Raw genomic sequence first — 24,141 nt, forward strand, 5'->3', positions numbered from 1 at the left:
GCCTCAGGCGTCGTCTTCGGCCTCGGTCTCTTCGTTGCCGTCGGCCTCGATCTCATCGTCGCCCGCGCCGCTCTCTTCGTCGTCCGCGCCGCTCTCTTCGTCGCCCGCGCCGCTCTCTTCGTCGCCCACCTCGTCTCCTTCGTCGTCATCGACCCCTCGCCCGGCGAGGCCGACGAGGTGACCGACTTCGGGGAGGATCACCTCGTCGACGCCGAGCCGGACCGCGTTCTCCGAGCCGGGGAGACAGAACACCGGCGTCGTGGTGACGACTCCGGCGGTCGCGCGCGACCCGATCGTTCGCGTCCCGACCTCGTCGTACGAGAGTCGGCGGAACAGCTCGCCGAACCCGGGGAGCGGCTTCGCGAAGAGCCCGCGGACCGCTTCCGGCGTGACGTCGTCCGGCGTGACGCCCGTCCCGCCGGTGGTCACTACCGCGTCCGTGTCCTTCCGGCGAGCGAGTCGGTCGACGGTCCCCTGAACGCTGTCGTAGTCGTCGGGGATCAGCTCCCGGACGGCGACCTCGTGGCCCGCCTCCTCGAACGCGGCCGCGACGTAGTCGCCCGCGGGGTCCTCCTCCGCGCTGCGTGACGAGGAGACGGTGACGACCGCGACGGAGACCGCCTCCGCGTCGTGGGTGTGGTGGTCGTGGTCGTCGTCGTGGGTGTGGTGGTCGTGGTCGCCGCCGTGGCCGTGGCGGTCGTGGTCGCTCATGACTCCGCGTTCGTCGCCCTCGCCAAAACACCTCCCGGTCGTCGGAGCCGAGTCGCCTCGCGAACCCCTCGCGCGACCGCGCCGCGACCGCCGATCAGGGCCAGTCGTCGCGGGCCTGCTCGTCGGGCTCCTCGTCTCCCTGCTCGCCCGTCGCGAGGGTCCATCCCGCGGCGTCGGCGGCGTCCTCGACGTGGAGGAACTCCCACCCGGTCGCGTCGGCGACCGCCTCGTCGTCGGCGTCGACTCCCACGAAGACGTGACGGTCGGTGTCGAACTGCTGGCTGATGTTCTCTAAGCTCTCTTCGACGCCGCGCGGTCCCGAGAAGAAGTCCTGTCGCACGCGGTGTTTCCGCGTGAAGTTCGTGACGACGTAGGTGGGCTTCTCGCTGACGACGCCGACGTACTCGGTCCACTGGCGGGCGTTGTTGAACACCGCGTTGGGGTCCGCGAGCGCTTTCAGCGCCTCCAACTCGAACGCCAGCGTCATGTCCGTGGATCCACCGCTGTCCATGGAACCGCTTGCTCCCCACCGGCGAAAACAACTTCGTTTCCGGGGAGGTCACGCGTCGAGCGAGGCGCCCGGCCTCACCGCGACCGAACCTGGTAGTAATCGGTGAATTTCACCACGTCGCCGTCGTCGAGATCTCCGATCTCCGGCGCCGTCCACGGCTTGCCTGCCAGCTCCCGGACCACGCCCTGTTCGTCGTCGTCCAGTTCGTCGTAGTGGCGCACGCACGCGTCGGACGGAACGCGGCCGGTGCGGCGGAGCCGTACTTGTCGCCCGGTATCTCTGAGTGACATGTGATACCGTATGCCACGATTAATCATAAACGTTACGCGGCGAACGCCGGCGCCGACGCTCGTCTCCCGTTCGGGAACTGCGGTGACTGGCGTTTCAGCCGTCAGATCGGGGGAACGTGAGCGTGACGACGGTCCCGCGCGGGTCCGCGGTCTCGACCGCCGCCGAGCCGCCGGACTGCTGGATGACCCAGTAGACGAGCCAGAGCCCGAGACCGCTGCCGTGGTACAGCGCGTCGATCGCCGTCCCGTCGACGAGCACGTCTCGGTTCATCCCCGTCAACCCCGGACCGTCGTCGGCGACGCGGAGTTCGACCGAGTCGGCGCTCGCCTCCACAGACACCTCGACGGTCGGCCGGTCCCGGTCGCTGTGAAGGACCGCGTTCCGGACCAACTCGTCCACCGCCCGCGAGAGCCACGTCGTCGCCGACGCCCTCGCGACGCCGTCGTCCGGTCCGGACGCCTCTATCGCCGCGTCCGGGAACTCCTCGGCCGCGGTGGCGACGACCTGTCGAGCCACCCGTGCGACGTCGACCGGCTCGGTCTCCGGCGAGTCGCTCAGTATCTCGGTGATGTGGTGTGCCTTCTCGCTCGTCTCCAGCAGGTCGTCGGCCCGCGAGACGATGTACTCGGCGGCGGCGGGGTCGGCGTTCCCCGCCGCGATCTGCTCTGCCCGCCCCCGGACCACCGTCAGGGCGTTTCGGAGGTTGTGTTGGAGAACGCGGTCGACGACCCGGAGCTGGCGGGCGCGGTGTTCGCTGTCGGTGATGTCTCGCAGCACGCCGACGACGCCGGCGGGGCTCTCTTCGCCGGGGCTTTCGAGCGGGTAGTACCTCACGTCGAACGTCCGCCTCCCGCGGGTCGGGTGCGTGCGAGTCGTCCGATACTCGACCGTCTCGCCCCGGAGCGCGCGTTCGACCTCTCGCTCGACACGGTCGTAGCTCCCCTCGGGAACGACGTCGGCGAGGGTGAGGTCGGTCACGTCGCGGCCCTCGATCCCGTGGTACGCGCGGTACTGCGGGTTCGCGAACAGGAGCCGGCCGTTCCGGTCCACCGCAGCGATGAGGTCGGTCGCCCCGTTGATCGCGCGTTCGTACCGTTCTAGGTCGCGTTCGCGCTCCTTGCGGTCGGTGATGTTCCGACAGATCGCGAAGGTGCCCGCGAGGTCGCCGTCGGCGTCGTAGTAGGGGTACCGCTGCGTGCTGAACGTCGCCTCGCGACCGCTCTTCGGAAACGTCGGCGTGATCTCGTATTCGGCCACCTCCTCTGTGTCGAGCACCGCCCGCCGCCGCTCGTCGATGGTCGCCGCCGCCTCCGGGCCCATGAACGCGAACTCGTCGGTGCCGTACAGCGCCTCGCGGTCGACGCCGGCGAAATCGCTCACCGCCTCGTTCAACAGTTCGAACTCGCCGTCGCGGTTCTGGAGGAGGACGGGGTCGTCGAGTCGCTCGACGATGTCGCGGTACTGTTTCAGCCGTCCCATCGCCGCCTTCCGCTCGGTGATATCCGTCTGGATGGCCACGAACCGCGAGACCTCGCCGTCCTCGCCGACGACGGGGGCGATGGTCTGATGGGCGTGGTACAGCTCGCCGTCGTCCCGCCGGTCGATGATCTCCTCTTCCCACACCTCGCCGTCCAGCAGCGTCGACCACAGCGCGTCGAAGTACTCGCCGGGCATCTCGCCGGAGTTGAGGATCGCCGGCGTCTCGCCCAGCGCCTCGTCGGCGTCGTAGCCGGTATGGTCGGTGAACGCCGGATTGACGTACTGGATCGTCCCGTCGACGTCGGTGACGTAGATGGCGTGGCCGGCGTGTTCGACGAGGTTGCGGAACGTCTCGGTCACCGCCCCACCGACCTCCTCGACGCCGTCTCGGAAGACGCCCGTGTAGACGGCGTCTGACCCGTCTCCCTCCGCCTCGGGGTCGTCCCCCGCCGCCTCGGGGCCGTCCCCTCTCCCGTGGTTCGGGGCTTCGCTGCCGGGTGCGTGCTCGTGAAACCGTACCGAGAATGTAACGGTGTGGCCGTCCGCGTGCCGGACCGGGACCGAGAGGGTCCCGTGGCCCTCCAGCCCTTCGACCTGCCCGAGTCGCTCTCTGACCGACTGTGTCCGTTCGTCCGGCGTCTCGGACGCGACGAAAGAGGCGAGGGTCCGGCCGCGGAGGTCGGCCGGATCGTAGCCGAGAACCGCATCGGTGGCGGGATTCGCGTACACGATCGTCCCCTCGCGGTCGAGAGAGACGACCGGGTCAGAACACTCCTCGACGAAGGAGGCGAAGAAGTCGTCGGGAGGGCGTGACGATCCCAGAGTCATATACGCACGTCTAACGCACACAGCGTGAAAAGCGGTCTGAACCGTCGTCCGGAGGTCGGCGCAGTCGGGGCGGGTGGCGCCGCGGCGCCACAGGCACCGACCCCGAACGGGCGGTCCGCGACTACTGCTCGGCCGACGCCGGCAGGTCGTCGACCGAGAAGCCGGGCTCCATGAGGCGGTCGGTCTGGCCGCTCACGTCGCGTCCCTCGCGCATCAGCTGTTTGAACGCGGACTGCGGCGAGAGGTCGCCGATGAGCACGCCGCCGACGACCTTTCCGTCCTTCAGCGCGACGCGGCGCCACTCGCCCTCGGCGGTGGTCGCCTCCACCGACTCGTCGCCGAGCGTCGGGTGGCCGAACGAGAGGAACGGGAAGTCGAAGTGAGTGATCGAGTACGAGGAGACCCACTTGAACTCCTCGCTGCCGTAGTCGATCATGTTGCGCGCCGCGATCGATCCCTGCTCTTTCGCGGACCCCCACGAGCCGTTCTTCGCGTGCTCGCCGAGGATGAGGTCGTTGAATTTCGTGATGTCGCCCGCGGCGTACACGTTGTCGACGTTGGTGCGCATGAACTCGTCGACGACGATGCCGTCGTCGAGCGCTAAGGGCGTGTCCTCGACGAGTTCGGTGTTGAAATTCAGGCCGATGGCGACGCCCGCGAAGTCGCACTCGTAGCGCTCGCCGTTCGGGTCGACGGCGGCCTCGACGTGGCCGTCGTCGTCGACCTCGAAGTGGTCGACGCCGGAACCGAACACGGGCTCGACGCCGCGCTCGCGCATCGCGTCGTGCATGATCTTCGCGCCCTCCTCCGAGAGCGCGTAGCGCCACCAGTTGTCGCCGCGCATGAGATACTTCGCCTCGACGCCCTGCGCGCCGCAGATGGCCGCGAAGTCGATACCAAGCAGGCCCGCGCCGACGATGACGCCCCTCTCGGCCCCCTCGACGCTCTCTTTGATCTTCCGGGCGTCTTGGAACGTCCAGAAGTGGTGGATCCCGTCAGCGTCCGCGTTCTCGACCGGGAGCTGCTGGGGGGTGCCGCCGATGGCGAGCAGGAGGCTGTCGTACTCGAAGGTCTCGCCCTCGTGAGTGTGGACCGCGTCGTTCTCGACGTCGATGTCGACGACGACCGTGTTGAGGCGGAGGTCCACGTCGTGGTCGTCGTACCAGTCTTCCTGATGGATCGAGATGGGCGCCTCGGGGAGCTTCCCCTTCGCGTACTCTTTGATCAGGATCCGGTTGTAGAGGGACTCACCCTCGTCCGTGAGAACCGTGATATCGGCGTCCGGCGCTTCCTCGCGGAGCGTCTCGGCCGCGGACGCGCCCGCGATACCGTCACCGATGATCACGTACGAATCGCTCATGTCCCGGCGTTCGGATTCATGGTTAATGTGGGTTGTCATCCGCGTCCGAAACCGTGACAAACACACACACTGCCTGCGAAAAACGCCGATTCGGACGCCTCTCGCAACCGACCGCGTTCCGCGGGCCGGCGCCCGACGCCCCCGTCGGCGCCCTCAGTGATCCGCGCCGGCGGGCTCCGCGGGGAACTCCTTCTCCCCGGCCTCGATCGCGACGTCGAGCCAGTTCTCCGACGGCACGAGCGGGCACTCGTACGCGTGGTTGTACGCGCAGGTGGGGTTGTACGCGAGGTTGAAATCCAGCACCCACTCGCCGTCGACGCGGTCGCGTTCGGGCTCCAGATCGAGGTATCGACCCGCGCCGTACGTCTCCTCGCCGCTGGTCGCGTCGCGGAACGGCACCCAGAGGCGGTCCTCGCCGCCGACGGGTCGGTACGCCTGAACCGTCACCTCCTCGCCGTCGACCGCGAACCGGAACTCGCCCAGTCGGCTGTAGGTCTGCTCGCCGTCCGCCGTCGTCTCGACGGTGACCGTCTCCGCCTCGTCGTGTTCGTGGAGCGGGAGGACGAACCGATACGCGGGATCGGCCTCGTAGTAGTCGAGGCCGGGGAACGCGTCGCCCCGCATCGACGCCGGCAGCGGCGACCGCGGCGAGTCGCGGAAGTGTTCGCGTTTCGCCCGTCGCTGTGCCTCGACCTGTCCCGCCCAGTCGTCGGCCTCGCTCGGTGACATCGTTGTCTCGGTGTCGGTCCCTGCGAACAGTAATACTTCCGCGGTCCGGTCGGTTTCGCGCACGACCACGGCGCTCGCGTCGGTCACGAGGGCACGTCGAGACGGCCTCGCGAGCCGGGCCGAGGCGACCGCGACGCCACAGATTCAAGAGCGTCCCGTCCCAACGACGCGTATGAAAATCCGGCAGAACATCCGCCACTGGGCCGCGAAGAAGGCGTTGACCACGCCGGTCGTCGGCGACGTCGCCAACGACAAACTGGTCGACCTCCACACGAGCATCTTCCTCAACAAGGCCGACGAGGACCGCCGCGAGGAGCGTCGCGACCACCTCGACAGCTTCTTCGACGCGACGATGGACACGTACGTCGCCGCGCTGGAGGACGGGTTCCCGGAGGCGGAGGCCCGCGAGATCACGCACGTCCAGGCGAACTTCGACTTCTTCAACCACGGCTGGACGGAGATGATGGAAATCCCGGGCGACGAACTGGAGGCGCACTACCGCCGGTACGAGTCCTTCTTCGCCGACTACGGGATCACGATCGACGACCCGCTCGGCGAGTTCCGCCCGGTCGACGGCGTCGTCGACGCGCCCGAAACGCCCGAGAGGCTCGCCTCGCCCGAGTACGAGAACGCGCTGGCCGGCTTCGCCGACGACGTGTACGTCGAGACCGACGAGGGCGAGACGGTCGTCGGCGGCGACACCGAGGAGCCCGACGAGGTCGACGCCGCGGCGGCGCCCGGCCTCGACGAGGACGAAGCGAGCGCCTGACGCCGTCGGGCCGAGACGACGGCGCCCCGCTTCACCACTCGTCTCGCGGTCTCGCCTCTCGCCTTCGCCCCCTCGACGCGCTCGCGGTCGCCCTCCGGCCACGTTTATAACCTACCGGGAAGACGGACCTGCATGAACCGCGGGCAATCGTTCCTCCTGCTCCTGATGGGCGCGGTCGCGCTCCTGACGCTCTTCGTCATCCTCCCGTTCGTCGAATACGTGATCGCCTCGGCGATCCTCGCGTTCATCCTCTACCCGTTCCACCGGCGGCTCACCCGCTGGCTCCGGGCTCGGTTCTCGACACGGTTCGGCGAGACGCTCTCGGCGCTTCTGCTCATCCTCTCCTCTATCGTCGCCGTAATCCTCCCGGTCGCGTACATCACGTGGGTTTTCATCCGTGACCTGACCGCGATCGCCGCCGGTGAATCGTCGATCGACGTCGCGGCGATCGAAGCGGAGATAGCGGCGCTCACCGGACAGGACCCGGAGATCGGCGACGCGCTCCAGATGATCGGCGAGCTCCTCGTCCAGACGCTTTTCGGCGGCTTGAGCGGCGTGTTCACCACGACGATTCGAGCGTCGGTCGGGCTGTCGCTCGCGCTCTTTTTAGTGTACTACACGCTCATCGACGGCCCGGCGTTCGTCAAGTGGGTCCGGGCGACGAGCCCGCTGCCGTCGGGCGTCACCGCGGACCTCGTCGACCGCGTGAACGTGATGACTCGCGGCGTCGTCATCGGTCACATCGTCGTCGCGCTGCTTCAGGCCCTCGTGGCCGGGCTCGGGCTGTGGGTCGCCGGCATCCCTAACGTGGTGTTCTGGACGTTCGTGATGGCGGTTCTGGCGCTCCTCCCGCTCATCGGCGCCTTCTTCGTGTGGGGACCGGCGGCCGCCTACCTCGTGGTCATCGACCAGGTGACCGCCGGAGTGTTCCTCGCCGTGTACGGCGTCGCGGTGATCGCGATGGTCGACAACTACGCGCGGCCGCTCGTCATCGACCAGCAGGCGCACCTGAACCCGGCGATCATCCTGCTCGGCGTGTTCGGCGGGATCTACTCGGTCGGGTTCACCGGGCTCTTCGTGGGCCCTATCGTGATCGGCGTGCTCGCGGCCACGCTGGAGACGTTTCGAGAGGACTACGACGCGATCTGACGCCCGCGGAGCCGACTCGGCTTTAACCGGGTACGGAACGTACCGCCGATATGGCGACGACCACCTCCGGACGACTTCCGGACCGACGAGACGCGCTGATCATCGCGGCCGCGGCGGTCGCGGTCAACCTGATCGGAGCGGTGGGCGTCCCCTTCACCGCGACCGGGAGCGCCTGGTTCGCGGCGCTGGAACTCCCCGGCTTCTACCCGCCGAGCTGGGCGTTCGGCGTCGTCTGGCCGACCCTGTACGCCCTGCTCGGCACCGCCGCCGCCATCGTGTACTTCGCCGGCCGCGACGGCGCGGCGTCGGCGGGACGCGTCCGGACCGCGCTCGCGCTGTTCGGCGTCCAGCTCGCGGTCAACGTCGCGTGGTCGCCCGTCTTCTGGGGGCTCGAACGCCCCGGCCTCGGGCTCGTCGTCCTCGTCGCCCTCCTTCCGCTGGTCGTCGCGACCATCGCCCTCTTCGACCGGATCGACCGCCGGGCTGCGGCGCTGCTCGTCCCGTACCTCGCGTGGGTCTGTTTCGCGACCGCGCTCAACTACGGCATCTGGGCGCTCAACTAGTTCACCCCTCGCTCCCGTCATCGTCGACCGCCGGCGGCCCGCGCTCCAGCCGCTCCGCGACGAACCGGCGCTCCGCGCGGGTCAGTTCCCCGTCGGTCTCGCGGAACGCCGCCAGCCCCTCGCGGTACCGCTCGGGCTCGACGGGCGCGGCCGTCGCGGTCGGCCGTTCAAGCTCCAACTCGGCGATGCCCGTCCGCTCTCCCGTGTAGGCGAAGCCGCACTTGTGACACGCCTCGTAGGCGAACGGGTTGTTCACGGCGATCTTCACGCGATCGAAGCCGTCGGCGGCGAGGTCGGCGGCGGTCTCGCAGATCAGCCGCGGGCCCACCTCCTCGCCCCGCCGCGCCGCGTGGACCGTGACGTATCGGAGCCGACAGCAGTCGGGGTCGGTGCGGTCGGGCGAGAAGGAGACGGCCGCGACGACCTCGTCGTCGAACGCCTCGGGGTCGACCGTGTCCGGCAGCGGCTCGTCGGGCTGCCAGCCGGGCGCCGCCGGGCTCCCGTCCGCCGTTCGGATCACCGACTTCCCCGGCGCGCCGACGACGAACTTCCCGGCGTACGCGAACGCTCGGTAGTCCAGTCGCAGGGTCGCCCCCTCGCCGGGACGACAGACGAGCGCGTACTCCATGGGTCTCATACGGCGTCGAGCGGATAAATGGGGTCGGTGGCTCTTTGCCCGTCCGGGCGCTCGCTCCGCGTATGTACGGCCTCGGCGACGTGGACTTCTTCGACCGGATAGCCCCCCTGTACGACCTCGTGATGCCCTCGGCGGACGGCGCGGCGCTCGCCGCCGGCCTCGATCACGCCGCGCGCCCGATCGAGCGTCTCATCGACGTGGGCGGCGGGTCGGGCCGAGCGGCGGCCGCGCTGATCGGCCCGGAGATCACGGTCGCCGACGCCTCCCTCGGAATGCTCTCGCGGGCGCGGCGCGTCCGCGGCCTCGACGGGGTCGCCGTCGACGCCGGACGACTCCCGTTCCGCGACGGGAGCGTCGACGCGGTCACGGTCGTCGACGCGCTCCATCACCTGCCGGACCGAGAGGCCGCGCTCGCGGAGGCGGCGCGCGTGCTCGCGCCCGGCGGCGCGCTCGTCGTCCGCGAGTTCGACCCCGAAACCCTCCTCGGGCGGGTGCTAGTCGCCGGCGAGCACGCGATCGGGATGGGCTCTCGGTTCTACACGCCGGCGGCGCTCGCGGACGCGATGGACGCCGTCGACCTCGATCCCCGGATCGTCGACCGCGGCTTCGGCTACACGGTCGTCGGCGTTCGGCGGTAGCGGGAGAGACGCCCTCCGTGCTGGAGACGGTCCCGATCGGAAAAACAGCGGCCTCAGTCCTGCGTTCGTCCGTGCGGTTCGGCGCCGGGGCTCGCGTCTGCCGACCCTTCCCCGTGTCCGCCCTCCTCGCCGTGGGCGTGGTCGTGGTCGCCGTGGTCGTGGGCGTCGTTCGCGCCGGTCTCGCCGAGGACTTCGGCGCCCTCGCCGTCGATCATGTCCATGTTCTTGAGGTTGTCGCGCTCCTCGAAGTCCTCGACCGCCGCCATCACGTCCGCTTGGGTGATCGTCATCCGGTCCTCGGTGAGCGCGCCGAGGACGGCCTCCCGGAGCACCATCCGGAGGTCGGATCCGGTGAGCCCGCTCGTGCGGTCTGCGACCTCCTCGGGGTCGAAGTCGGCGATCTTCATCTCCTTGGTGACCACGCGGAGGATGTCGGCGCGCATGTCGCGGTCCGGCTTGGGGAAGTTGACGATCTCGTCGAACCGGCGCCACGCGGCGGCGTCGAGCTGGTCGGGGTGGTTCGTCGCGCCGATGAGGAGGACCTCGTCGCGGACCAGCGACACCTCGTCGATCGACTTGAGGAGGGTGTTGACCGCGCGCTTCAGGGCGGCGTGTTCGTCCGAGCGGCGGGTCTTCGCCACGGAGTCGAACTCGTCGATGAAGAGGATACACGGAGAGAGCCGCTTGGCGACCTCGAAGGTCTTCTCGACGTTCTTCGACGTCTCGCCGAGGTACTGGCTCGTGATCATCGAGAGTTTGACCTCGACGAACGGGAGTCCGAGTTCGTGAGCGAGCGCGCGCGAGACGGTCGTCTTCCCGGTCCCCGGCGGGCCGACGAACAGCAGCTTCCCGATCTCGCGGAGCCCGATGCTCGCGAGGTACTCGCGGTGTTCGATCGCCTTGACGATCTTCTGTATCTCGCCCTCCTGATCGCCGGTCAACACGAGGTCGGCGAGCGTGGTCTCGATCTCCTCGGGCGCGCGGACGTTGACGAGGTCGAGCATCTCCGCGTCGTCGTCCTCGTCGAAGTACTCCCCGAGCAGCGCGTCGATCCAGACGCGGTCGGCCTGGATCGGCCGCACGTCCGATCTCGCCTCCTCGTGGGTCACCGGGGGGCTGAGGTCGCCCGCGTCCTCCAGGGCGGCGACGATCGTGGGGTTGCCCGCGATCCGCTCGTCGTCCGCGCGGTCGCGGTACCACTCCAGCCCCATCGCCGGCTGTGTCAGCGATATCTCGCCCGAGAACTCCGTCCGTTGGGTGAAAAGGAGGTCTGAGACGGCGTCCCACGGTCGCTCGACACCGGTCGCGGTGCGGGTCGTCTCGTCCGTCGCTTTCAGCGGTCGCTCCACGCCGCCGGGAGCGTCCTCGGCGGCGTCGGCCGACCAGAACACCTGCCGAAAGCGAGGTGGGAGATCGTTCTCGTCGAGGTCGCGGTCCTCCGTGTAGAAGTGCGTCGTCAACACGAACTCGACGACGTCGAGCGCCGGGTCACTCATCCGGGTCTAGTAGCGCCGGGATGCGGTTAAGACCGTCGAAGCGCCGGCGGGGTCGACCGCCGGGCGGCGTATCGAACCCTTATTAGCCCTGGTGCGCGACGTAACGCGCATGAGTTCCGAAGACGCGACTGCGGCGGGAGACCCCGGCGGCGGCGCGAGCGAGACCGACCACGAGAACGCGCTTCAGGACGTCATCGCCGTCGACCCGGACGACGTCGCGCAGGGCACGGTGAACCGGCTCGACGCGCACACCGGCGACGGGATCCGTCACCGCGCGTTCACGTGTCTCGTCTTCGACACCGAGGGTCGAATTCTCCTGGCCCAGCGCGCGCCGAACAAGCGCCTGTGGGACGGCCACTGGGACGGCACCGTCGCCTCCCACCCGGTCGAGGGGCAGTCGCAGGAGGACGCGACCGAACAGCGCCTCGAGGAGGAGCTCGGGATCTCGCCCGACCAGTACGACGACCTCCGCGTGACGGACAAGTTCGAGTACAAGCGGTACTACCCCAACGAGGGCGTCGAATGGGAGGTCTGTGCGGTGCTGAAAGTCACCCTCGACGACACCTCGCTCGACCCCGACGACGACGAGATCGGCGGCATGCTGTGGGCCGACTACGAACACCTCCACGAGCACCCCGAGCTGTACCGCCAGCTCCGACTCTGTCCGTGGTTCGAGATCGCGATGCGGCGCGACTTCGCCTGACCGGTCTCGGGACCCGATCTCCGCCCGTCTCGCGGTTCCTTCTCTCGGTCGCGCTCGCCGGATCGAAGCGGCGAGTTGAAGGCGCTCCCGAGCCGCCATCAGGTATGACCGTCGTCGCCCTGCTGGCGAACCCGCCCCGCGAGGGGCTCGTCGGAACCGCGCTCGCCGAGTCGACGCCGCTTTCGACCGCCGAGGCCGCCGACCTCTACGAGGCCCAGTTCCGCGACGCCGTCCTCGCGGTCGAGCGCTCCGGCGGCGAACTCCTCGTCAACTACCCCGACGAAGAGGACCTCCCCGCGGCCCACCGGACCGACACGAAGCCCGAGGCCGAACTGCGCACGCTCGTCGCCGACACCCTCGGCGGCACGGACGGCGTCCGCTTCGAGCGACAGGTCGGCTCCTCGTTCGGCGCGCGCGCCGGGAACACCGTCACCCACCTCCTGCGCGAGGAGGGCGCCGACTCGGTCGCGGTCGTCACGCCGACCGCGCCGCTGCTGTCACGGACTATCGTCGACTCCGCGGCGATGAAGCTCCGGACCACCGAAGTCGTGATCGGCCCCTCCTCGGACGGGCGGGCGTACTTCGCCGGCTTCACCGAACCGATCGACTTCGACGGGGCGTTCGAGGCGCCGGCCCTGCCGACGCTCGCTGAGCGCGGCCGCGACGCGGACCGCTCCGTCGACTTCGTGGAGCCGTCCCCGTCGCTGGAGACCGGCGCGGACCTCTTCGACGTGGTGCCGATGTTGCGGGCGCGGTTCGCCGCCGAGCGCGTGGTTCCCGACTACACCGCGGCGTTCGTCCACGAACACGGCCTCGACGTGACGGTCGAGGACGGCGAACAGCAGATCGTCCGGGACTGACGGTCCTCAGCCGTCGCGCGGTCGGCCCGGACGAACACCGATATTCATTAGTCGGACGCTCCCGAGCGTCGAAGTGTGGTGGGATGGCAGAGCGGCCCATTGCGCCTGCCTTGAAAGCAGGTAGCCTCACGGCTTCCTGGGTTCAAATCCCAGTCCCACCGTGTCGAGCGCCGCGCACTTTCGCGCCGCGCGAGTTCCGTGCGTGGATTTGAGCCCTGCCAGTCGCAGCGCCCGAGCGGAAGCGAGCGGCGGAGCCGCGAGCAGCGAGGGCGACCGTCTGGCACCGGTTCAAATCCCAGTCCCACCGTGATGCGTCCGGCGCAACTCCGCGCCGGACGCGATTCGTGCGGGATTTGAATCAGAGAGCGACTGGAAGGGAGCGACCGTGGTTCAAATCCCAGTCCCACCGTGTCGAGCGCCGCGCACTTTCGCGCCTGTGTTCTGTACGAAAACTCGAGTTCTGCCGGCGACCGCGCCGAATACTGCGGGCACGTCCAAAGCTACTTCCATTGTGGGTTCATTCAGTTGTACATGAATCGGACACTCTGGTTATCGATCGCCTTCGGGACCGTGTTGCTGCTGTTTACCGGCGTTGCCAGCGCCGAAACGGGCATCGTACCCACGGACAGCGAAATCGAGTTCCTCACGCAGCTGCTCGACATCCTCGATACCTTCGTCGACGGCGTACGGAGCCTGTTGAGCGAAACGTCGAACTGACCCCTTCCTGCTTCCGGGCCGAACTCCCCGGTTGCGGTCGCCGCGGCGGACGGTGACATCACTTTTCGTTCGGAACTCCGGTCGGAGTCGGTCCCCCTTCGGCTCGCCCCCGAGACTGCGATCCGAAGGCATCGCTGTCTGCGCATCTCGACCGGTAGAAACCGAAATCAGTTACACGGCTTTACTCCGGGTGTCGCTCCGCGGGCCGCTGATTCCGGCCGGAACCGCAACGACACCGCTGCCGGCACGAACCATCCGGTAACACTCACGTCTGGTGACGCGTGCTATCACGTGCCGCATTATCTTTAACAGCGTTCCGACACATGTTCGTGATAGGTGATACAAGCATGAGCTACGAACTCGATCCGCTACCGTACGATTACGACGCGCTGGAACCGCACATCTCCGAGCAGGTGCTCGAATGGCATCACGACACCCATCATCAGGGGTACGTAAACGGCTGGAATTCCGCCGAAGAGACGCTCGAAGAGAACCGTGAGTCGCACGACTTCTCTTCGTCGGCCGGCGCCATCCGCAACGTGACCCACAACTCCTCGGGTCACATCCTCCACGACCTGTTCTGGCAGAACATGTCGCCGGAGGGCGGCGACGAGCCCGAGGGTGCGCTCGCCGACCGCATCGCCGAGGACTTCGGCTCCTACGAGGCCTGGAAGGGCGAGTTCGAAGCCGCGGCGGGCGCGGCGAGCGGATGGGCGCTGCTGGTGTACGACACGTTCTCGAATCAGCTCCGCAACGTCGTGGTCGACAAGCACGACCAGGGCGCGGTCTGGGGCGGTCACCCCGTCCTCGCGCTGGACGTCTGGGAGCACTCCTACTACCACGACTACGGTCCGGCTCGCGGCGAGTTCGTCGACAACTTCTTCGAGGTCGTCGACTGGGAGGAGCCGGTCGCTCGCTACGAGCAGGCCGTCGAGCTGTTCGAGTAAGCGCGTCCGAGAGGGCGCGTTACGCGCGTCGAGATCCGCATTTTTTCGCAGTACGTCGCCCGGTGAGCGATGGGTCCGTTCCGGTTGGTGATTTATAACTGGGGTCGCCGATCGAACGGCTGAGAACACCACGAAATCCCAGCTGCTCGCTGATAAATACCAGACCGCAATTGGCGGTGAACACCTCTAAAGCCCCAGTCGCCTCGCGACTGCCCCTTTGAGTCCCACCCCGCACCGTTCCGCACAGCACCTCTCACCTCCCCAGCCTCGTCGCGGCCGGTTAAAAGCGGGCGCGATCCCCTCGCGCGTGCTGATCGAGACCTGTCGGCCGCTCGCAGGCACGCGCCACCGCATCGGATCGAGTGGTGTCGGATCGATTCGAACCGTATCGGCAGCGTTTACGGACGCCGTCGCGTACACCCGCGCATGCCCGAACCGAAGTCGGCGTTCGACGCCACCTACCCGTGCGACTTCTACGAACCGGCAGAGCTGTTCGACCCGGACCAGATGTACACCGTGCCCGAGATCGGTCGCCTCCTTCAGGGGCTCGAACCGGACGCCGAGGTCGACCCCGACACCGAGGCGGTGTTGGTCGACTGGGCCGTCCCGTGGGTGATGGTCCACGCCGACGGCATGGTCGTCGCCGAGCCGCTGGAGGAGGACGGCCCGGGGTACTACGGACTCGCACCCGAGGCCGAGGACGCGGCGGAGGCGGCGACCGACGCCGCCGCCGACGAGTGAGCGTGACCGGGGGCGCCTCGGAACCGCCGGTGTACCTCGTCGCCGGCGGCTCGCGCGTCGACGCCGGGAAGACGACGTTCTCCGCGGGACTGGTCGCACACCTCGCCGAGCGCGCGGGCGACGCGGTCGGCGTCAAACCCCGCGCCGGCAACGACTACTGGTTCGATCACGACGACTACCGAGTCGCGACCGACCGCGGACGCCTCTACGGCAAGGACGCCCGGACCCTCGCGGCCGCGAACACCCGCGCCCTGACGGCGGTCGACGACTCGTCGCCGTCGCCCTCGACGGTCACCCCCGAGTCGGTCAATCCCGTTCACCGTCTCTGGCGACCGACCCCGGGCCGAACGGGAATGCTGGGCGACGCCGACCGCACCTTCCTCTGTGACCGCGTGACGACCGACTCCGGGTCGCGGTTCGTCGTCAACGGGGCGGCCGAGGAGACGGGGCTGCTTCCCGAGGCGCTCACGGAGCGGCTCCCCCTCGCGGACGCGACTCGCGTGCGCGACGTGCCGGCGTTCAACGAGGCGATGGCCGAGGCGCACCTCCCCGCGATCGAACGCCTCGCCGCGCGCGTGGCGCGGACGCCGGTCCCGGTCGTTGTCGAGTCGTACGCCGACGTCGCGGGGACGCTCCCCCGCGACGGCCCGGTCGCGCCCGACGCGGTCGCCGTCGTCGACCCCGGCCGCGCCCGTCTCTACGCGGGCGACCGGTACGCGAAGGCGCGAGCGGTCGCCGCCGGGAGCCCGCGCGAGGGGAGTCGCGAGGAGCACGTCGACGCGGTCACGGAGATGATCGAACCGCTCTCGACGGTCGCGCTCCCGGCGCTGCCCGGCGACGTTCGCGGGGATCCCGACCGGATCGCGGCGCGGTACGAACAGGCGTACGAGTCGCTCACGACCGCGGTCGACGAGCGGTAAGAAGGAGTCCGCGACCGCCGGTTCAGGCGTTCCGCTTCGTGTAGTGGTTCAGCGCGGACTCGATCGACGAGAGGTCGGCGGTGACCCGGCTGTCCGCGACGCGCATGAAGCCGGGCGTGTACGTCGACGAGTAGTCGAAGATCCGGTTGACGGCGCGCTTGGGCGCGGAGACGGGGTTGTAGTCGGTGACCGTGTAGACGCGCGTGGTCGGGAAGGCGGTCCAGAACGTCCCGCTCGCCCAGCGGTCGTCGTCTTCGAACGTCTCGCCGACGCGCGCGGTCGCGATGTACTCGTCGTCCGTGTAGAACAACAGGAGGTCGCCGGATTCCATCTTCTCGAACGTCGACCCGTTGCCGCTGTCGTCGTCGACGGCCCACAGACGGGCCTCGTCGAGGTCCGCGAGGGGTTCGGGACGGTCCGCGTAGTTGGTCAGATCGACGGCGGACCGGACCGTTCGGTCGAAGTTCTCCGGGTCGATCGGGACCAGGAAGACGTTCTCGCTCATTACCCTTCGTTTCGCCGGGAGGGGTTTAAACTCGTTCGTTGATGTGTCAGATCACTCCTCGGCGTCCGCGTACAGTCGGTCCATCTTCGCCGCCATCACGAAGTCGGCGCGGGTGAGCCCGCCCACCTCGTGGCTCCACAGCTCGACTCCGACCTCCCCCCAAGACAGCGCGATGTCCGGGTGGTGCCACTCCCGTTCGGCGAGTTCCCCGACCTCGTTCGTGAACGCCAACGCGCTCTCGAAGTCGGGAAACTCGTAGCTCGCCTCCAGGTGATGGCCGTCGATTACCTCCCACGCGTCGCCGAGTTCGGCGAAGTGGTCGGCGTACTCGTCTTCGGTGAGCGGCTCCGCGTCGTCGCCGGCCGGCTCGACCGGCTCGTCCGCGAGCGGTGAGGACATACCTCACGTTGGGCGACGAGCGGTTTGTACTTTCGGTGGGCGAGGAGCGTCCGGCGGCCGGTCGTTCCGCGGCCGACCGGCGAGCGGAGTCACCGGAACCGAGAGAGCGCCTCCCGAAGCGCCCGCCGCAGCCTCGCGAGCCGTCCCCCCGAGCCGCTTCGCGTCGTCCCCCCGGGCGTCCCCGGCTCGGTGAGCGTCCAGTCCGCCTTCTCGGCGGCCTCGTCGACGGTGAGGAACTCGTAGCCCGTGTCGGTCGCGACGCGCTCGTCGGCGCGCGTCGTGCCGACGAACACTCGTCGCGGGGCGTCGCTCTCGTCGCGGACGTCCGCGAGCGTCCCCCACTTGTCCCAACTCGTGAGCGCGTAGTCGTTGTCGACCCCGTATGACCGAGCGAACTCGGCGACCGCGTCGGCCTCGTTCGCGACGATCCCGACGTGACGGCTCCACCGGCGCGCGTCGGCGAACGCCGCGGCCGGGTCGGCGAGCGACCGCGCGGCGCCGAGCGAGAAGACGAGCGTCACCTCTCCGTCTCCGGGCTCCGTCACGTCGATTCCCATCTCGACCGAACCCACACGACCCGCGGCCTAAACGCTGTGGGGAGGCTTATGCCCGGTCGACTCGTCGGGCCCGACGATGGAGTTCGAATCCACCTTCGGCACGGCCGAGCCGCTCCTCGGCATGGTCCACCTCCCGCCGCTGCCGGGCGCGCCGCGCGCGCCGGACGACGGCCGCGAGGCGATGCGGGCGGCGGTCGACCGGGCGGCGAGCGACGCGCGGGCGCTCGACCGCGGCGGCGTCGACGGTATCGTGATCGAGAACTTCGGCGACGCGCCGTTCTACCCCGACGAGGTCCCGCCCCACGTCGTCGCCGCCGTGACCCGCGCCGCGACCGCGGTCGCTGCCGAGACGGACCTCCCGCTCGGGATCAACGTCCTCCGGAACGACGCCGAGGCGGCCCTCTCGGTCGCCGCCGCGGTCGACGCCGACTTCGTCCGCGTGAACGTCCACACCGGCGCCCGCGTGACGGATCAGGGGATCGTACAGGGGCGAGCCCACGAGACCCTCCGGCTGCGCGACCGCCTGGGCGTCGACGTCGGCGTCTTCGCCGACACAGACGTGAAACACTCCGCGCCGCTGACGCCGGCGGGCTACACGGCCGAGTCGTTCGCGGACACCGCCGAGCGCGGCCTCGCCGACGCCGTGATCGCCTCCGGCTCCGGAACTGGCCACGCGGTCGACCGCGACGCCCTGGAGTCCGTCGTCGCCGAGCGGGAGTCACACGGCCTCGACACGCCTGTCCTCGTCGGCAGCGGCGTCACGGCCAAGACGGTCGCCGACCTGCTCTCGGTCGCCGACGGCGCCATCGTGGGCACCGCGCTCAAGCGCGACGGCGAGACGACGGGCCCCGTCGACGCCGACCGCGTCGCGGACCTCGTCGCGGCCGCCGACGCGGTGCGGTGACGGGCCTGTACTCTCGACTCACTCCCGACCGGCCGCGTCGCGTTCGGCCAGGAACGCCTCGACGTCGCTCCGACTCGGCAGCCCCGGCTGCGTGAACCGCGCGGTACAGTTGATCGCGGCGACGGCGGCCGCGAACCTGACGCCCGTCGCGACGTCGTCGCGCTCTTCGGGGTCGCGCCCCTCGGATCCTTTCACACCGGAGCCACCCGCGATCCACCGGTCGATCAGGCCGGCGGTGAACGCGTCGCCCGCGCCGGTCGCGTCGACGGTCTCGACGTCGAACGCGTCGAACTCCTCGACTTCACCGCCCGTGATCGCCGTCATTCCGTCGGCACCGTGCGTGAGGACGGCCCGAGGCCAGGTCCGCCCGCCCCTCGGCCCTCGTCGTGACCCGGTCGCCGAGACGTGTGCGGCGGCGATCCTGTCGACCGCGCCGGCCGCGGAGCCGAAGAACGCGGGGGCGGCGACGCCGCCGGCGACGAACAGGTCGGCGGCGTGGAGGATCCGGTGGATGGTCTCCGGTTCCGTCCCGCGACCGACCAGCTCCTCGACCGGACCCGAGAGGTCGAAGACGAGCGCGGGAGCGCTCGACGGTTCGCCGGCGGCGGCCGCGCGGAGGGACTCGACCCGGTCGAGCACCTGACGCGTCGCGCGGTCGGGGGTGTACGCGGTGAGGAAGACCGCGTCGGCGTCGGCCATCGCGGCGAGCGCGTCGCCGTCCAATCTGAGCCCGCGGAAGCTCTCGCCGGCGGTCACGATGGCCCGTTCGCCGTCCGGGTCGCGGAGGATGAGCGACCGGGTGTGGGAGTCGTCACAGACCGCGACGTGCGTGGCGTCGACGCCGGTGTCGGCGAGGTACTCGCGGGCCCGTCGCCCGTACTCGTCGTCGCCGACGCGGCTGACGAGCCCCGCGTCGCGGCCGAGCCGGTCAAGTGCGACCGCGACGTTCGCGCCGACGCCGCCGAACGCGGTCGTGACCTCGTTCGCGAACGCGCCGCCGTCCGGCTCCGGGAGGTTGCTGACGGCGTACCACTCGTCGATGGCCGCGGCGCCGACGGCGAGGACCGCCGGCGACCCGTCCGCGGTCACGGCTCCCCGTAGAACGACTCGTGGACCGCCGTCGCCGCGTCGACGGCGATCGGTCCCTCGACCGTCGTCTCGCCGCCGGCGCGCCGGATCACCTCCTCGCAGGGAATCGGCACCACGCCGCCGGTGAGCTCGCCGAGGGTCCCGCCGTCGACGCCGAAGACGACCCGGCCGAGCCCGGCGTAGTGGACGCCGGTCGCGCACATCGGGCACGGCTCGGTGCTGGCGTACATCGTACAGGCCGCCCGCTCGTCGTCGTCGAGTTCGCGCGCGGCCCACCGGGCGAGCGCGAGCTCGGGGTGCGCCGCGATGTCGTCGCCGGTCCGCGTCTCGTTGCGCGCCTCGCGGACCACCTCGCCGTCGACGACGAGTAACGCGCCGAACGGCGTGTTCCCGGCCTCGACGGCCGCCTCGGCGAGTCGGATCGTTCGCTCAACGTACTCCCGGTCGGTCGGGTCGTCCGGCAGGTCGTCGAGGTCGCGGACCTCGTCGACGTCGTCGCCCGCGTTCGCGTCGGTCATGTCCTCACGTTCGCCTCGGGGCACCTAACGGTTGGTGCCGGCGTCGGTCGCTCCCGAGGGCGACGGTCCATCCCGTCGTCCGCGTCGGCGGCGTCCGCGTGGTCGTGTTAACTTAAGCATCGGTTCCAGCAGACGGCGAAGGCTCGGAGCCATGATTCTGCCGCCGTCGGCTCCGCATTTCTGAATGTATTTGAAAATGAAGAGGTTCTGCGTTTTACTTCTCTAAAGATACGTTCGACAGCATTCCGATTTCCATGACGAGTAATTTGAAATCGGAGCGAGGTACGTGAGAGCGCAGCCGTGAGATGTCCGCCAGCATCAACCAGAAAGAGCGCGTCGTCAACGTGGTGTTTCTCTCTGAGATCGCGGAGAAACACCAAAGTAAATTGTTGGTTTTGAACGGGAAATACGTCAACGTGGAGGAATTCGTTTGTACGAGGATCTACGGCGGCATACAGCCAGAATCGGTCTGAGTCGATCTGAATCGCAGTCTCGTCGACCGCAACGCGATTCGGGCTCGCACCGTCAGCTGGCTGTAGATCGGCCTTTTGAATCCAGTTGTGAATTGCTGTTCGACTTCGCTCGACACCCAACCTCTCAAGATACTGTTTGGTATTCGAAAGTGATAGGCCAGCAAGGTGGAGCTGAATACCGGTTTCAATGATCTCGTGGGGTGTCCGCTCTCGCTCCACAAACTCCAAGTCGATCCAATCAGTACAGACGTCGAGGCGGTTGGATTCGGACATAGAGCATTCGAAATACCAACCGCCTCGTTCTTAACTTAACATCGCCATCCGTCCGCGATGGCAAGGTTAAGGGACGCCACGCACCAATCGACGGCAATGAGTACCGAGGTGACCCGTCGGCGGGCGTGGGTGATCGCCGCTCGTCCCCAGACGCTCCCCGCCGCGGCCGCGCCGGTGATCGTCGGGGTCGGACTCGCGATCGACGCCGGCGTGTTCGCCCCGCTGCCCGCGCTGGCGGCGCTCGTCGGCGCGGCGCTGATCCAGGTCGGCACGAACTTCGCGAACGACTACTACGACGCCATTCAGGGGGCCGACACGGACGACCGGCAGGGGTTCACCCGGGTCGTCGCCAGCGGCCTCATCGAACCGGCCGAGGTGAAGCGGGCGATGTGGCTCACCTTCGCGGCCGCGATCGGGGTCGGCACCTATCTCGTCGCGGTCGGCGGCGTCCCGATACTCGTGATCGGGCTCGCCTCCGTCGCGGCCGGGATCGCGTACACCGGCGGCCCCTATCCCCTCGGCTACCACGGGCTCGGCGACGTCTTCGTCTTCGTCTTCTTCGGCGTGATCGCCGTGACCGGGACCTACTACGTTCAGGCCGCGGCGCTCCTCTCCGGCTGGTTCCCGGTGGGCGTCCCGGCGGGGACCGTCACGATCGCGGCGGCGGTCGCCAGCCTCCCGATCGCCGCGCTCTCGACGAACATCCTCGTCGTCAACAACCTCCGCGACCGCGAGGAGGACGCCTCGACCGGAAAGCGCACGCTGGCCGTCCGCTTCGGATACCGGTTCGCCCGCGCCGAGTACCTCGCGATGCTCGCGGTCGCGTACCTCGCCCCGCTGTGGTTCGTCGCGCGCGGCGGCGGCCTCGCGACGCTCCTCCCGCTCGTCACCCTGCCGCTGGCGGCGGCCGTCGCGCGAACGGTGCTGACCGAGACGTCCGGCGAGGCGCTCAACCCCGCGCTCGAATCGACCGGGAAACTGCTCGCGGCGTACGCCGTCGCGTTCGCAGTCGGACTCGCGGTGTGAGCGGAGACCGACGCACAGGAGAGACCTCTCACGCCATGCGACACCGCTCGTTCGCGCTCGACCTGACTCGCCCGCTCGGCACCGCCAACGGCGAGATCCGTCGCCGGGAGGGGTTCGTGATCACCGTCGGCTCAGAGCGAGACGACTCGACCGCGGTCGGCCTCGGCGAGGCGACGCCGCTCCCCGGGTGGACCGAGTCGTACGAGGCCTGCGAGACGGCCTTGGACGGCCTCGACGAACTCGACGAAGGCGGCGGTCGCGACGAGGGACACTCGCGCGAGTCGCTCACGGCCGGCCTCGACGCCGAGTCGACCCCGGCGGCCCGCCACGGCGTCGCGCTCGCGGTCGCCGACGCCGCGGCTCGCGACGCGGACCGGTCGCTCGCGTCGCACGTCGCCGAGGAAGCCGGAATCGACGCGGACCCCGCCGCCGCGGTCCCGGTCAACGCGACGATCGGCGACGGAACTCCGAGCGAGGCCGCCGCGGAGGCCGAACGCGCCGTCGCCGCGGGGTTCGACTGTCTCAAGCTGAAGGTCGGCGCCCGCGAGGTCAACGAAGACGTCGAGCGCGTCCGCGCCGTCCGCGAGGCGGTCGGTGAGGGGGTCGCGCTCCGGGCCGACGCGAACGGCGCGTGGGACCGGGAGACCGCGCGTCGCGCGCTCGACGCGTTGGCGCCGTTCGACCTCGCGTACGTCGAGCAGCCGCTTCCGGCGGACGACGTCGACGGGTTGGCGGCGCTCCGCGCCGACGGGCGCGATCCGGGCGTCCCGGTCGCGGCCGACGAGTCGGTCGGTCGTCACGGGATCGAGGCGGTGGTGGACGCGGACGCCGCCGACGCGGTGATTCTCAAGCCGATGGCGCTCGGGGGGCCCGACCGGGCGCTGGCGGCCGCCCTGCGGGCGTGGTCGGCCGGCGTCGACCCGGTCGTCACGACCACCATCGACGCGGTCGTCGCGCGGACCGCCGCCGTCCACGTCGCGGCCGCGGTCCCGGACGTGTCGCCCTGCGGGCTCGCCACCGGGTCGCTGCTCGACGAGGACTTGGCCCCCGATCCGTGCCCGGTCACGGACGGGGCCGTCCGCGTTCCGACGGGGCCGGGGCTCGCCGGCGGCGCGTTCGACGAACTGCGGCGACCGTGAGGCCGCGGGGGTAGTGCCGGGGGTCAGTCGTCGCCGGAGACGACCTCGACGCTGCCTCGCATTCCGCGGGTCTGGTGGGGCGTACAGACGTATTCGACCGTTCTCGGTCTCTCGAAGGTGTGCTCGAAGGTGTGGCCCTCGGCGGCGACGAGCTCCGAGACGAACGACTCGTCGGCGGCGTACACGTTATGGCCGCCGCCCTTTCCGGTCCACTCCCACACGACGGTCGTTCCGGCGTCGATCCGGACGTGTGCCGGCGCGAACGAGAACCCGCCGTCCGCGCCGACGGCGACCGAGACGGTCGCCTCGCCGGTCCGGTCGGCGCGCTCGTCCTCGCTCGTCGCCGCCTCGCCTCCGCCGCCGGGAAGCACCGCGCCGGCGCAGCCAGCGAGCGCGGCGACGGTCGCGGAGCCCGCGGCGAGGAGGGCGCGGCGGCTGCTGTCGGTCATGGTCGGATAGAGGCGCTCCGTCGTCTAAACCCCTCCGTGTCGCGCTCCGCTGAGCCGGTCGCGAGCGGGCGGTCACCGCGGGGGGACGGACTTTTCACTGCGACCGTCGAACGGGAGCGCATGAGCGAGTGGACCGACGCCATCGTCGGCGAGCGAATGACCGTCGACAACCAGTTCAACGAGCGCGTCGCGGCGTCGCGCTTCTCCAGCCAGGAGTGGGGACTGATCATGACGGCGACCGAGTTCGAGATCGAGAACGCCGACGACCCCGAGGCCGCTCGCGTGGTGGCGGACACGTCGAGCCTCCCGGCGATCATGCCCGAACTGGAGAACCTCCGGTCGCAGATGGGTGCGATGGGCGGCGCCCCCGGCGGCGGCGGGAACGAGGGCTCCGGCGACGGGCTCGTCGACTCGATCAAGGGCGCGCTCGGACTCGGGGGCGGTAGCGACGGTCCCTCGGACGAGGAGATGGAGGCGGCGGAGCGGCTCGTTCAGGAGTACGCCGACGAGCTACAGGCCCACCTCGAAGAGGTCGGCAAGTGGGACCAGGTCCGCGTCGCGTATCAAGAGTAGCGAAGCGGTCCCGCGGGCGACGGCCGGGTTACTCCAAGTCGCCGCCGCGGAACAGCGTCAGCTCCTCGGCCTCGTAGATGTTGATGAGTTCGGTCACGATCGCGTCGTACTCCTCGTCGTCGACCCGGAGCGCGTCGAGCCGTTCGACCGTCTCCTCGTCGAGGTGGATCTGCGGCATGCGTGGCGG

The 24,141-nt window shown here is 69.5% G+C and carries 30 protein-coding genes and 1 tRNA gene; 15 read left to right on the forward strand and 16 right to left on the reverse strand.

Annotated features, from left to right (window positions below; all coding sequences use genetic code 11):
- Positions 1–3 precede the first annotated feature (3 nt).
- The 6 genes from ACZ5KW_RS13770 to ACZ5KW_RS13795 form a co-directional block, all read right to left on the reverse strand.
- Positions 4–711, reverse strand: coding sequence for a MogA/MoaB family molybdenum cofactor biosynthesis protein (locus ACZ5KW_RS13770; protein WP_343778289.1), 708 nt, complete (start codon positions 709–711; stop codon positions 4–6).
- Positions 712–805: 94 nt separating this feature from the next.
- On the reverse strand, positions 806–1,222 hold the full coding sequence (locus tag ACZ5KW_RS13775) for a DUF7124 domain-containing protein (RefSeq protein WP_343778288.1): 417 nt from the start codon (positions 1,220–1,222) through the stop codon (positions 806–808).
- 74 nt (positions 1,223–1,296) lie between these two features.
- On the reverse strand, positions 1,297–1,512 hold the full coding sequence (locus tag ACZ5KW_RS13780) for a DUF7979 domain-containing protein (RefSeq protein WP_343778286.1): 216 nt from the start codon (positions 1,510–1,512) through the stop codon (positions 1,297–1,299).
- 94 nt (positions 1,513–1,606) lie between these two features.
- The gene (locus ACZ5KW_RS13785) at positions 1,607–3,820 is read right to left on the reverse strand and encodes a PAS domain S-box protein (protein WP_343778285.1); all 2,214 of its coding nucleotides are present in this window, start codon (positions 3,818–3,820) and stop codon (positions 1,607–1,609) included.
- A 121-nt stretch (positions 3,821–3,941) separates the two neighbouring features.
- Complete coding sequence (locus ACZ5KW_RS13790) at positions 3,942–5,180, reverse strand: NAD(P)/FAD-dependent oxidoreductase (protein ID WP_343778284.1); 1,239 nt, start codon at positions 5,178–5,180, stop codon at positions 3,942–3,944.
- A gap of 153 nt (positions 5,181–5,333) precedes the next feature.
- A complete protein-coding gene (locus ACZ5KW_RS13795) occupies positions 5,334–5,909 on the reverse strand; it encodes a DUF1684 domain-containing protein (RefSeq protein WP_343778369.1) in 576 nt (191 codons plus the stop codon).
- A 172-nt stretch (positions 5,910–6,081) separates the two neighbouring features.
- Here ACZ5KW_RS13795 and ACZ5KW_RS13800 point away from each other — a divergent pair, with 172 nt between their 5' ends.
- The 3 genes from ACZ5KW_RS13800 (at position 6,082) to ACZ5KW_RS13810 (ending at position 8,390) form a co-directional block, all read left to right on the forward strand.
- A complete protein-coding gene (locus tag ACZ5KW_RS13800; RefSeq protein ID WP_343778283.1) occupies positions 6,082–6,678 on the forward strand; it encodes a DUF6149 family protein in 597 nt (198 codons plus the stop codon).
- 132 nt (positions 6,679–6,810) lie between these two features.
- On the forward strand, positions 6,811–7,827 hold the full coding sequence (locus tag ACZ5KW_RS13805; RefSeq protein ID WP_343778282.1) for an AI-2E family transporter: 1,017 nt from the start codon (positions 6,811–6,813) through the stop codon (positions 7,825–7,827).
- Positions 7,828–7,877: 50 nt separating this feature from the next.
- A complete protein-coding gene (locus tag ACZ5KW_RS13810; RefSeq protein ID WP_343778281.1) occupies positions 7,878–8,390 on the forward strand; it encodes a TspO/MBR family protein in 513 nt (170 codons plus the stop codon).
- Between the two features lies 1 nt (position 8,391).
- Here ACZ5KW_RS13810 and ACZ5KW_RS13815 read toward each other — a convergent pair whose 3' ends face one another.
- A complete protein-coding gene (locus ACZ5KW_RS13815) occupies positions 8,392–9,018 on the reverse strand; it encodes a GNAT family N-acetyltransferase (RefSeq protein WP_343778280.1) in 627 nt (208 codons plus the stop codon).
- A 71-nt stretch (positions 9,019–9,089) separates the two neighbouring features.
- On the opposite strand from ACZ5KW_RS13815, the gene ACZ5KW_RS13820 reads away from it, so the two are divergent.
- A complete protein-coding gene (locus tag ACZ5KW_RS13820) occupies positions 9,090–9,665 on the forward strand; it encodes a class I SAM-dependent methyltransferase (protein ID WP_343778279.1) in 576 nt (191 codons plus the stop codon).
- A gap of 53 nt (positions 9,666–9,718) precedes the next feature.
- On the opposite strand, the gene ACZ5KW_RS13825 is transcribed toward ACZ5KW_RS13820, so the two are convergent.
- Positions 9,719–11,161, reverse strand: a complete 1,443-nt coding sequence (locus ACZ5KW_RS13825) for an ATP-binding protein (RefSeq protein ID WP_343778277.1) — start codon at positions 11,159–11,161, stop codon at positions 9,719–9,721.
- 109 nt (positions 11,162–11,270) lie between these two features.
- Here ACZ5KW_RS13825 and idi point away from each other — a divergent pair, with 109 nt between their 5' ends.
- The 7 genes from idi (at position 11,271) to ACZ5KW_RS13860 (ending at position 16,049) form a co-directional block, all read left to right on the forward strand.
- Positions 11,271–11,864, forward strand: a complete 594-nt coding sequence (gene idi, locus ACZ5KW_RS13830) for an isopentenyl-diphosphate Delta-isomerase (protein WP_343778275.1) — start codon at positions 11,271–11,273, stop codon at positions 11,862–11,864.
- A gap of 104 nt (positions 11,865–11,968) precedes the next feature.
- The gene (locus ACZ5KW_RS13835) at positions 11,969–12,724 is read left to right on the forward strand and encodes a DUF2064 domain-containing protein (protein ID WP_343778274.1); all 756 of its coding nucleotides are present in this window, start codon (positions 11,969–11,971) and stop codon (positions 12,722–12,724) included.
- A 77-nt stretch (positions 12,725–12,801) separates the two neighbouring features.
- Positions 12,802–12,885: transfer RNA gene (locus ACZ5KW_RS13840), tRNA-Ser, on the forward strand.
- Between the two features lie 370 nt (positions 12,886–13,255).
- Positions 13,256–13,441, forward strand: a complete 186-nt coding sequence (locus ACZ5KW_RS13845; RefSeq protein WP_343778273.1) for a hypothetical protein — start codon at positions 13,256–13,258, stop codon at positions 13,439–13,441.
- A 347-nt stretch (positions 13,442–13,788) separates the two neighbouring features.
- A complete protein-coding gene (gene sod / locus ACZ5KW_RS13850; protein ID WP_343778272.1) occupies positions 13,789–14,388 on the forward strand; it encodes a superoxide dismutase in 600 nt (199 codons plus the stop codon).
- Between the two features lie 426 nt (positions 14,389–14,814).
- Positions 14,815–15,129, forward strand: coding sequence for a DUF5827 family protein (locus ACZ5KW_RS13855; RefSeq protein WP_343778270.1), 315 nt, complete (start codon positions 14,815–14,817; stop codon positions 15,127–15,129).
- Between the two features lie 2 nt (positions 15,130–15,131).
- Positions 15,132–16,049 (forward strand): ATPase, encoded by a 918-nt coding sequence (locus tag ACZ5KW_RS13860; RefSeq protein WP_343778269.1) that lies wholly within the window; start codon positions 15,132–15,134, stop codon positions 16,047–16,049.
- Positions 16,050–16,071: 22 nt separating this feature from the next.
- Here the strand turns inward: ACZ5KW_RS13860 and ACZ5KW_RS13865 are convergent, their stop codons facing one another.
- The 3 genes from ACZ5KW_RS13865 to ACZ5KW_RS13875 all read right to left on the reverse strand — a co-directional run bounded on the left by ACZ5KW_RS13865 (position 16,072) and on the right by ACZ5KW_RS13875 (position 17,510).
- A complete protein-coding gene (locus ACZ5KW_RS13865) occupies positions 16,072–16,554 on the reverse strand; it encodes a hypothetical protein (RefSeq protein WP_343778268.1) in 483 nt (160 codons plus the stop codon).
- Between the two features lie 51 nt (positions 16,555–16,605).
- Entirely contained in the window at positions 16,606–16,953 is a 348-nt protein-coding gene (locus ACZ5KW_RS13870; RefSeq protein WP_343778267.1) for a 4a-hydroxytetrahydrobiopterin dehydratase, read from the reverse strand.
- A gap of 89 nt (positions 16,954–17,042) precedes the next feature.
- Positions 17,043–17,510 (reverse strand): DUF7124 domain-containing protein, encoded by a 468-nt coding sequence (locus tag ACZ5KW_RS13875; RefSeq protein WP_343778266.1) that lies wholly within the window; start codon positions 17,508–17,510, stop codon positions 17,043–17,045.
- A gap of 76 nt (positions 17,511–17,586) precedes the next feature.
- Between ACZ5KW_RS13875 and ACZ5KW_RS13880 the strand changes: the two genes are divergently transcribed.
- On the forward strand, positions 17,587–18,414 hold the full coding sequence (locus tag ACZ5KW_RS13880; RefSeq protein ID WP_343778265.1) for a BtpA/SgcQ family protein: 828 nt from the start codon (positions 17,587–17,589) through the stop codon (positions 18,412–18,414).
- Positions 18,415–18,432: 18 nt separating this feature from the next.
- On the opposite strand, the gene ACZ5KW_RS13885 is transcribed toward ACZ5KW_RS13880, so the two are convergent.
- The 3 genes from ACZ5KW_RS13885 to ACZ5KW_RS13895 all read right to left on the reverse strand — a co-directional run bounded on the left by ACZ5KW_RS13885 (position 18,433) and on the right by ACZ5KW_RS13895 (position 20,767).
- Positions 18,433–19,503, reverse strand: a complete 1,071-nt coding sequence (locus ACZ5KW_RS13885; protein ID WP_343778264.1) for a carbohydrate kinase family protein — start codon at positions 19,501–19,503, stop codon at positions 18,433–18,435.
- Positions 19,500–20,021 carry a nucleoside deaminase gene (locus ACZ5KW_RS13890; protein WP_343778263.1) on the reverse strand — a complete coding sequence of 174 codons (522 nt, stop codon included), beginning with the start codon at positions 20,019–20,021 and terminating at the stop codon, positions 19,500–19,502. The genes ACZ5KW_RS13885 and ACZ5KW_RS13890 overlap by 4 nt, the downstream gene beginning before the upstream one ends.
- 107 nt (positions 20,022–20,128) lie before the next feature.
- Positions 20,129–20,767: an IS6 family transposase gene (locus ACZ5KW_RS13895; RefSeq protein WP_004595436.1), complete on the reverse strand. Its 639-nt coding sequence runs from the start codon at positions 20,765–20,767 to the stop codon at positions 20,129–20,131.
- Positions 20,768–20,863: 96 nt separating this feature from the next.
- Between ACZ5KW_RS13895 and ACZ5KW_RS13900 the strand changes: the two genes are divergently transcribed.
- Together ACZ5KW_RS13900 and ACZ5KW_RS13905 are read left to right on the forward strand one after the other, a co-directional pair.
- The gene (locus ACZ5KW_RS13900; protein ID WP_343780989.1) at positions 20,864–21,793 is read left to right on the forward strand and encodes a 1,4-dihydroxy-2-naphthoate polyprenyltransferase; all 930 of its coding nucleotides are present in this window, start codon (positions 20,864–20,866) and stop codon (positions 21,791–21,793) included.
- Positions 21,794–21,828: 35 nt separating this feature from the next.
- Positions 21,829–22,932, forward strand: coding sequence for an enolase C-terminal domain-like protein (locus ACZ5KW_RS13905; protein WP_343780986.1), 1,104 nt, complete (start codon positions 21,829–21,831; stop codon positions 22,930–22,932).
- A 23-nt stretch (positions 22,933–22,955) separates the two neighbouring features.
- Here the strand turns inward: ACZ5KW_RS13905 and ACZ5KW_RS13910 are convergent, their stop codons facing one another.
- Positions 22,956–23,381, reverse strand: a complete 426-nt coding sequence (locus ACZ5KW_RS13910) for a halocyanin domain-containing protein (RefSeq protein ID WP_343780984.1) — start codon at positions 23,379–23,381, stop codon at positions 22,956–22,958.
- Positions 23,382–23,501: 120 nt separating this feature from the next.
- On the opposite strand from ACZ5KW_RS13910, the gene ACZ5KW_RS13915 reads away from it, so the two are divergent.
- Positions 23,502–23,954, forward strand: a complete 453-nt coding sequence (locus ACZ5KW_RS13915) for a DUF5799 family protein (protein ID WP_343780981.1) — start codon at positions 23,502–23,504, stop codon at positions 23,952–23,954.
- A 28-nt stretch (positions 23,955–23,982) separates the two neighbouring features.
- On the opposite strand, the gene ACZ5KW_RS13920 is transcribed toward ACZ5KW_RS13915, so the two are convergent.
- Positions 23,983–24,132, reverse strand: a complete 150-nt coding sequence (locus tag ACZ5KW_RS13920; RefSeq protein ID WP_343780979.1) for a DUF7557 family protein — start codon at positions 24,130–24,132, stop codon at positions 23,983–23,985.
- Positions 24,133–24,141 lie beyond the last annotated feature (9 nt).

It is taken from the genome of Halorubrum ejinorense (genome assembly GCF_055389685.1).

Coding starts and splice junctions, on each gene's coding strand:
- ACZ5KW_RS13770 (WP_343778289.1), bottom strand. CDS start 711: ATGAGCGACCACGACCGCCACGGCCACGGCGGCGACCACGACCACCAC.
- ACZ5KW_RS13775 (WP_343778288.1), bottom strand. CDS start 1,222: ATGGACAGCGGTGGATCCACGGACATGACGCTGGCGTTCGAGTTGGAG.
- ACZ5KW_RS13780 (WP_343778286.1), bottom strand. CDS start 1,512: ATGTCACTCAGAGATACCGGGCGACAAGTACGGCTCCGCCGCACCGGC.
- ACZ5KW_RS13785 (WP_343778285.1), bottom strand. CDS start 3,820: ATGACTCTGGGATCGTCACGCCCTCCCGACGACTTCTTCGCCTCCTTC.
- ACZ5KW_RS13790 (WP_343778284.1), bottom strand. CDS start 5,180: ATGAGCGATTCGTACGTGATCATCGGTGACGGTATCGCGGGCGCGTCC.
- ACZ5KW_RS13795 (WP_343778369.1), bottom strand. CDS start 5,909: ATGTCACCGAGCGAGGCCGACGACTGGGCGGGACAGGTCGAGGCACAG.
- ACZ5KW_RS13800 (WP_343778283.1), top strand. CDS start 6,082: ATGAAAATCCGGCAGAACATCCGCCACTGGGCCGCGAAGAAGGCGTTG.
- ACZ5KW_RS13805 (WP_343778282.1), top strand. CDS start 6,811: ATGAACCGCGGGCAATCGTTCCTCCTGCTCCTGATGGGCGCGGTCGCG.
- ACZ5KW_RS13810 (WP_343778281.1), top strand. CDS start 7,878: ATGGCGACGACCACCTCCGGACGACTTCCGGACCGACGAGACGCGCTG.
- ACZ5KW_RS13815 (WP_343778280.1), bottom strand. CDS start 9,018: ATGGAGTACGCGCTCGTCTGTCGTCCCGGCGAGGGGGCGACCCTGCGA.
- ACZ5KW_RS13820 (WP_343778279.1), top strand. CDS start 9,090: ATGTACGGCCTCGGCGACGTGGACTTCTTCGACCGGATAGCCCCCCTG.
- ACZ5KW_RS13825 (WP_343778277.1), bottom strand. CDS start 11,161: ATGAGTGACCCGGCGCTCGACGTCGTCGAGTTCGTGTTGACGACGCAC.
- idi (WP_343778275.1), top strand. CDS start 11,271: ATGAGTTCCGAAGACGCGACTGCGGCGGGAGACCCCGGCGGCGGCGCG.
- ACZ5KW_RS13835 (WP_343778274.1), top strand. CDS start 11,969: ATGACCGTCGTCGCCCTGCTGGCGAACCCGCCCCGCGAGGGGCTCGTC.
- ACZ5KW_RS13845 (WP_343778273.1), top strand. CDS start 13,256: ATGAATCGGACACTCTGGTTATCGATCGCCTTCGGGACCGTGTTGCTG.
- sod (WP_343778272.1), top strand. CDS start 13,789: ATGAGCTACGAACTCGATCCGCTACCGTACGATTACGACGCGCTGGAA.
- ACZ5KW_RS13855 (WP_343778270.1), top strand. CDS start 14,815: ATGCCCGAACCGAAGTCGGCGTTCGACGCCACCTACCCGTGCGACTTC.
- ACZ5KW_RS13865 (WP_343778268.1), bottom strand. CDS start 16,554: ATGAGCGAGAACGTCTTCCTGGTCCCGATCGACCCGGAGAACTTCGAC.
- ACZ5KW_RS13870 (WP_343778267.1), bottom strand. CDS start 16,953: ATGTCCTCACCGCTCGCGGACGAGCCGGTCGAGCCGGCCGGCGACGAC.
- ACZ5KW_RS13875 (WP_343778266.1), bottom strand. CDS start 17,510: ATGGGAATCGACGTGACGGAGCCCGGAGACGGAGAGGTGACGCTCGTC.
- ACZ5KW_RS13880 (WP_343778265.1), top strand. CDS start 17,587: ATGGAGTTCGAATCCACCTTCGGCACGGCCGAGCCGCTCCTCGGCATG.
- ACZ5KW_RS13890 (WP_343778263.1), bottom strand. CDS start 20,021: ATGACCGACGCGAACGCGGGCGACGACGTCGACGAGGTCCGCGACCTC.
- ACZ5KW_RS13895 (WP_004595436.1), bottom strand. CDS start 20,767: ATGTCCGAATCCAACCGCCTCGACGTCTGTACTGATTGGATCGACTTG.
- ACZ5KW_RS13900 (WP_343780989.1), top strand. CDS start 20,864: ATGAGTACCGAGGTGACCCGTCGGCGGGCGTGGGTGATCGCCGCTCGT.
- ACZ5KW_RS13905 (WP_343780986.1), top strand. CDS start 21,829: ATGCGACACCGCTCGTTCGCGCTCGACCTGACTCGCCCGCTCGGCACC.
- ACZ5KW_RS13910 (WP_343780984.1), bottom strand. CDS start 23,381: ATGACCGACAGCAGCCGCCGCGCCCTCCTCGCCGCGGGCTCCGCGACC.
- ACZ5KW_RS13915 (WP_343780981.1), top strand. CDS start 23,502: ATGAGCGAGTGGACCGACGCCATCGTCGGCGAGCGAATGACCGTCGAC.
- ACZ5KW_RS13920 (WP_343780979.1), bottom strand. CDS start 24,132: ATGCCGCAGATCCACCTCGACGAGGAGACGGTCGAACGGCTCGACGCG.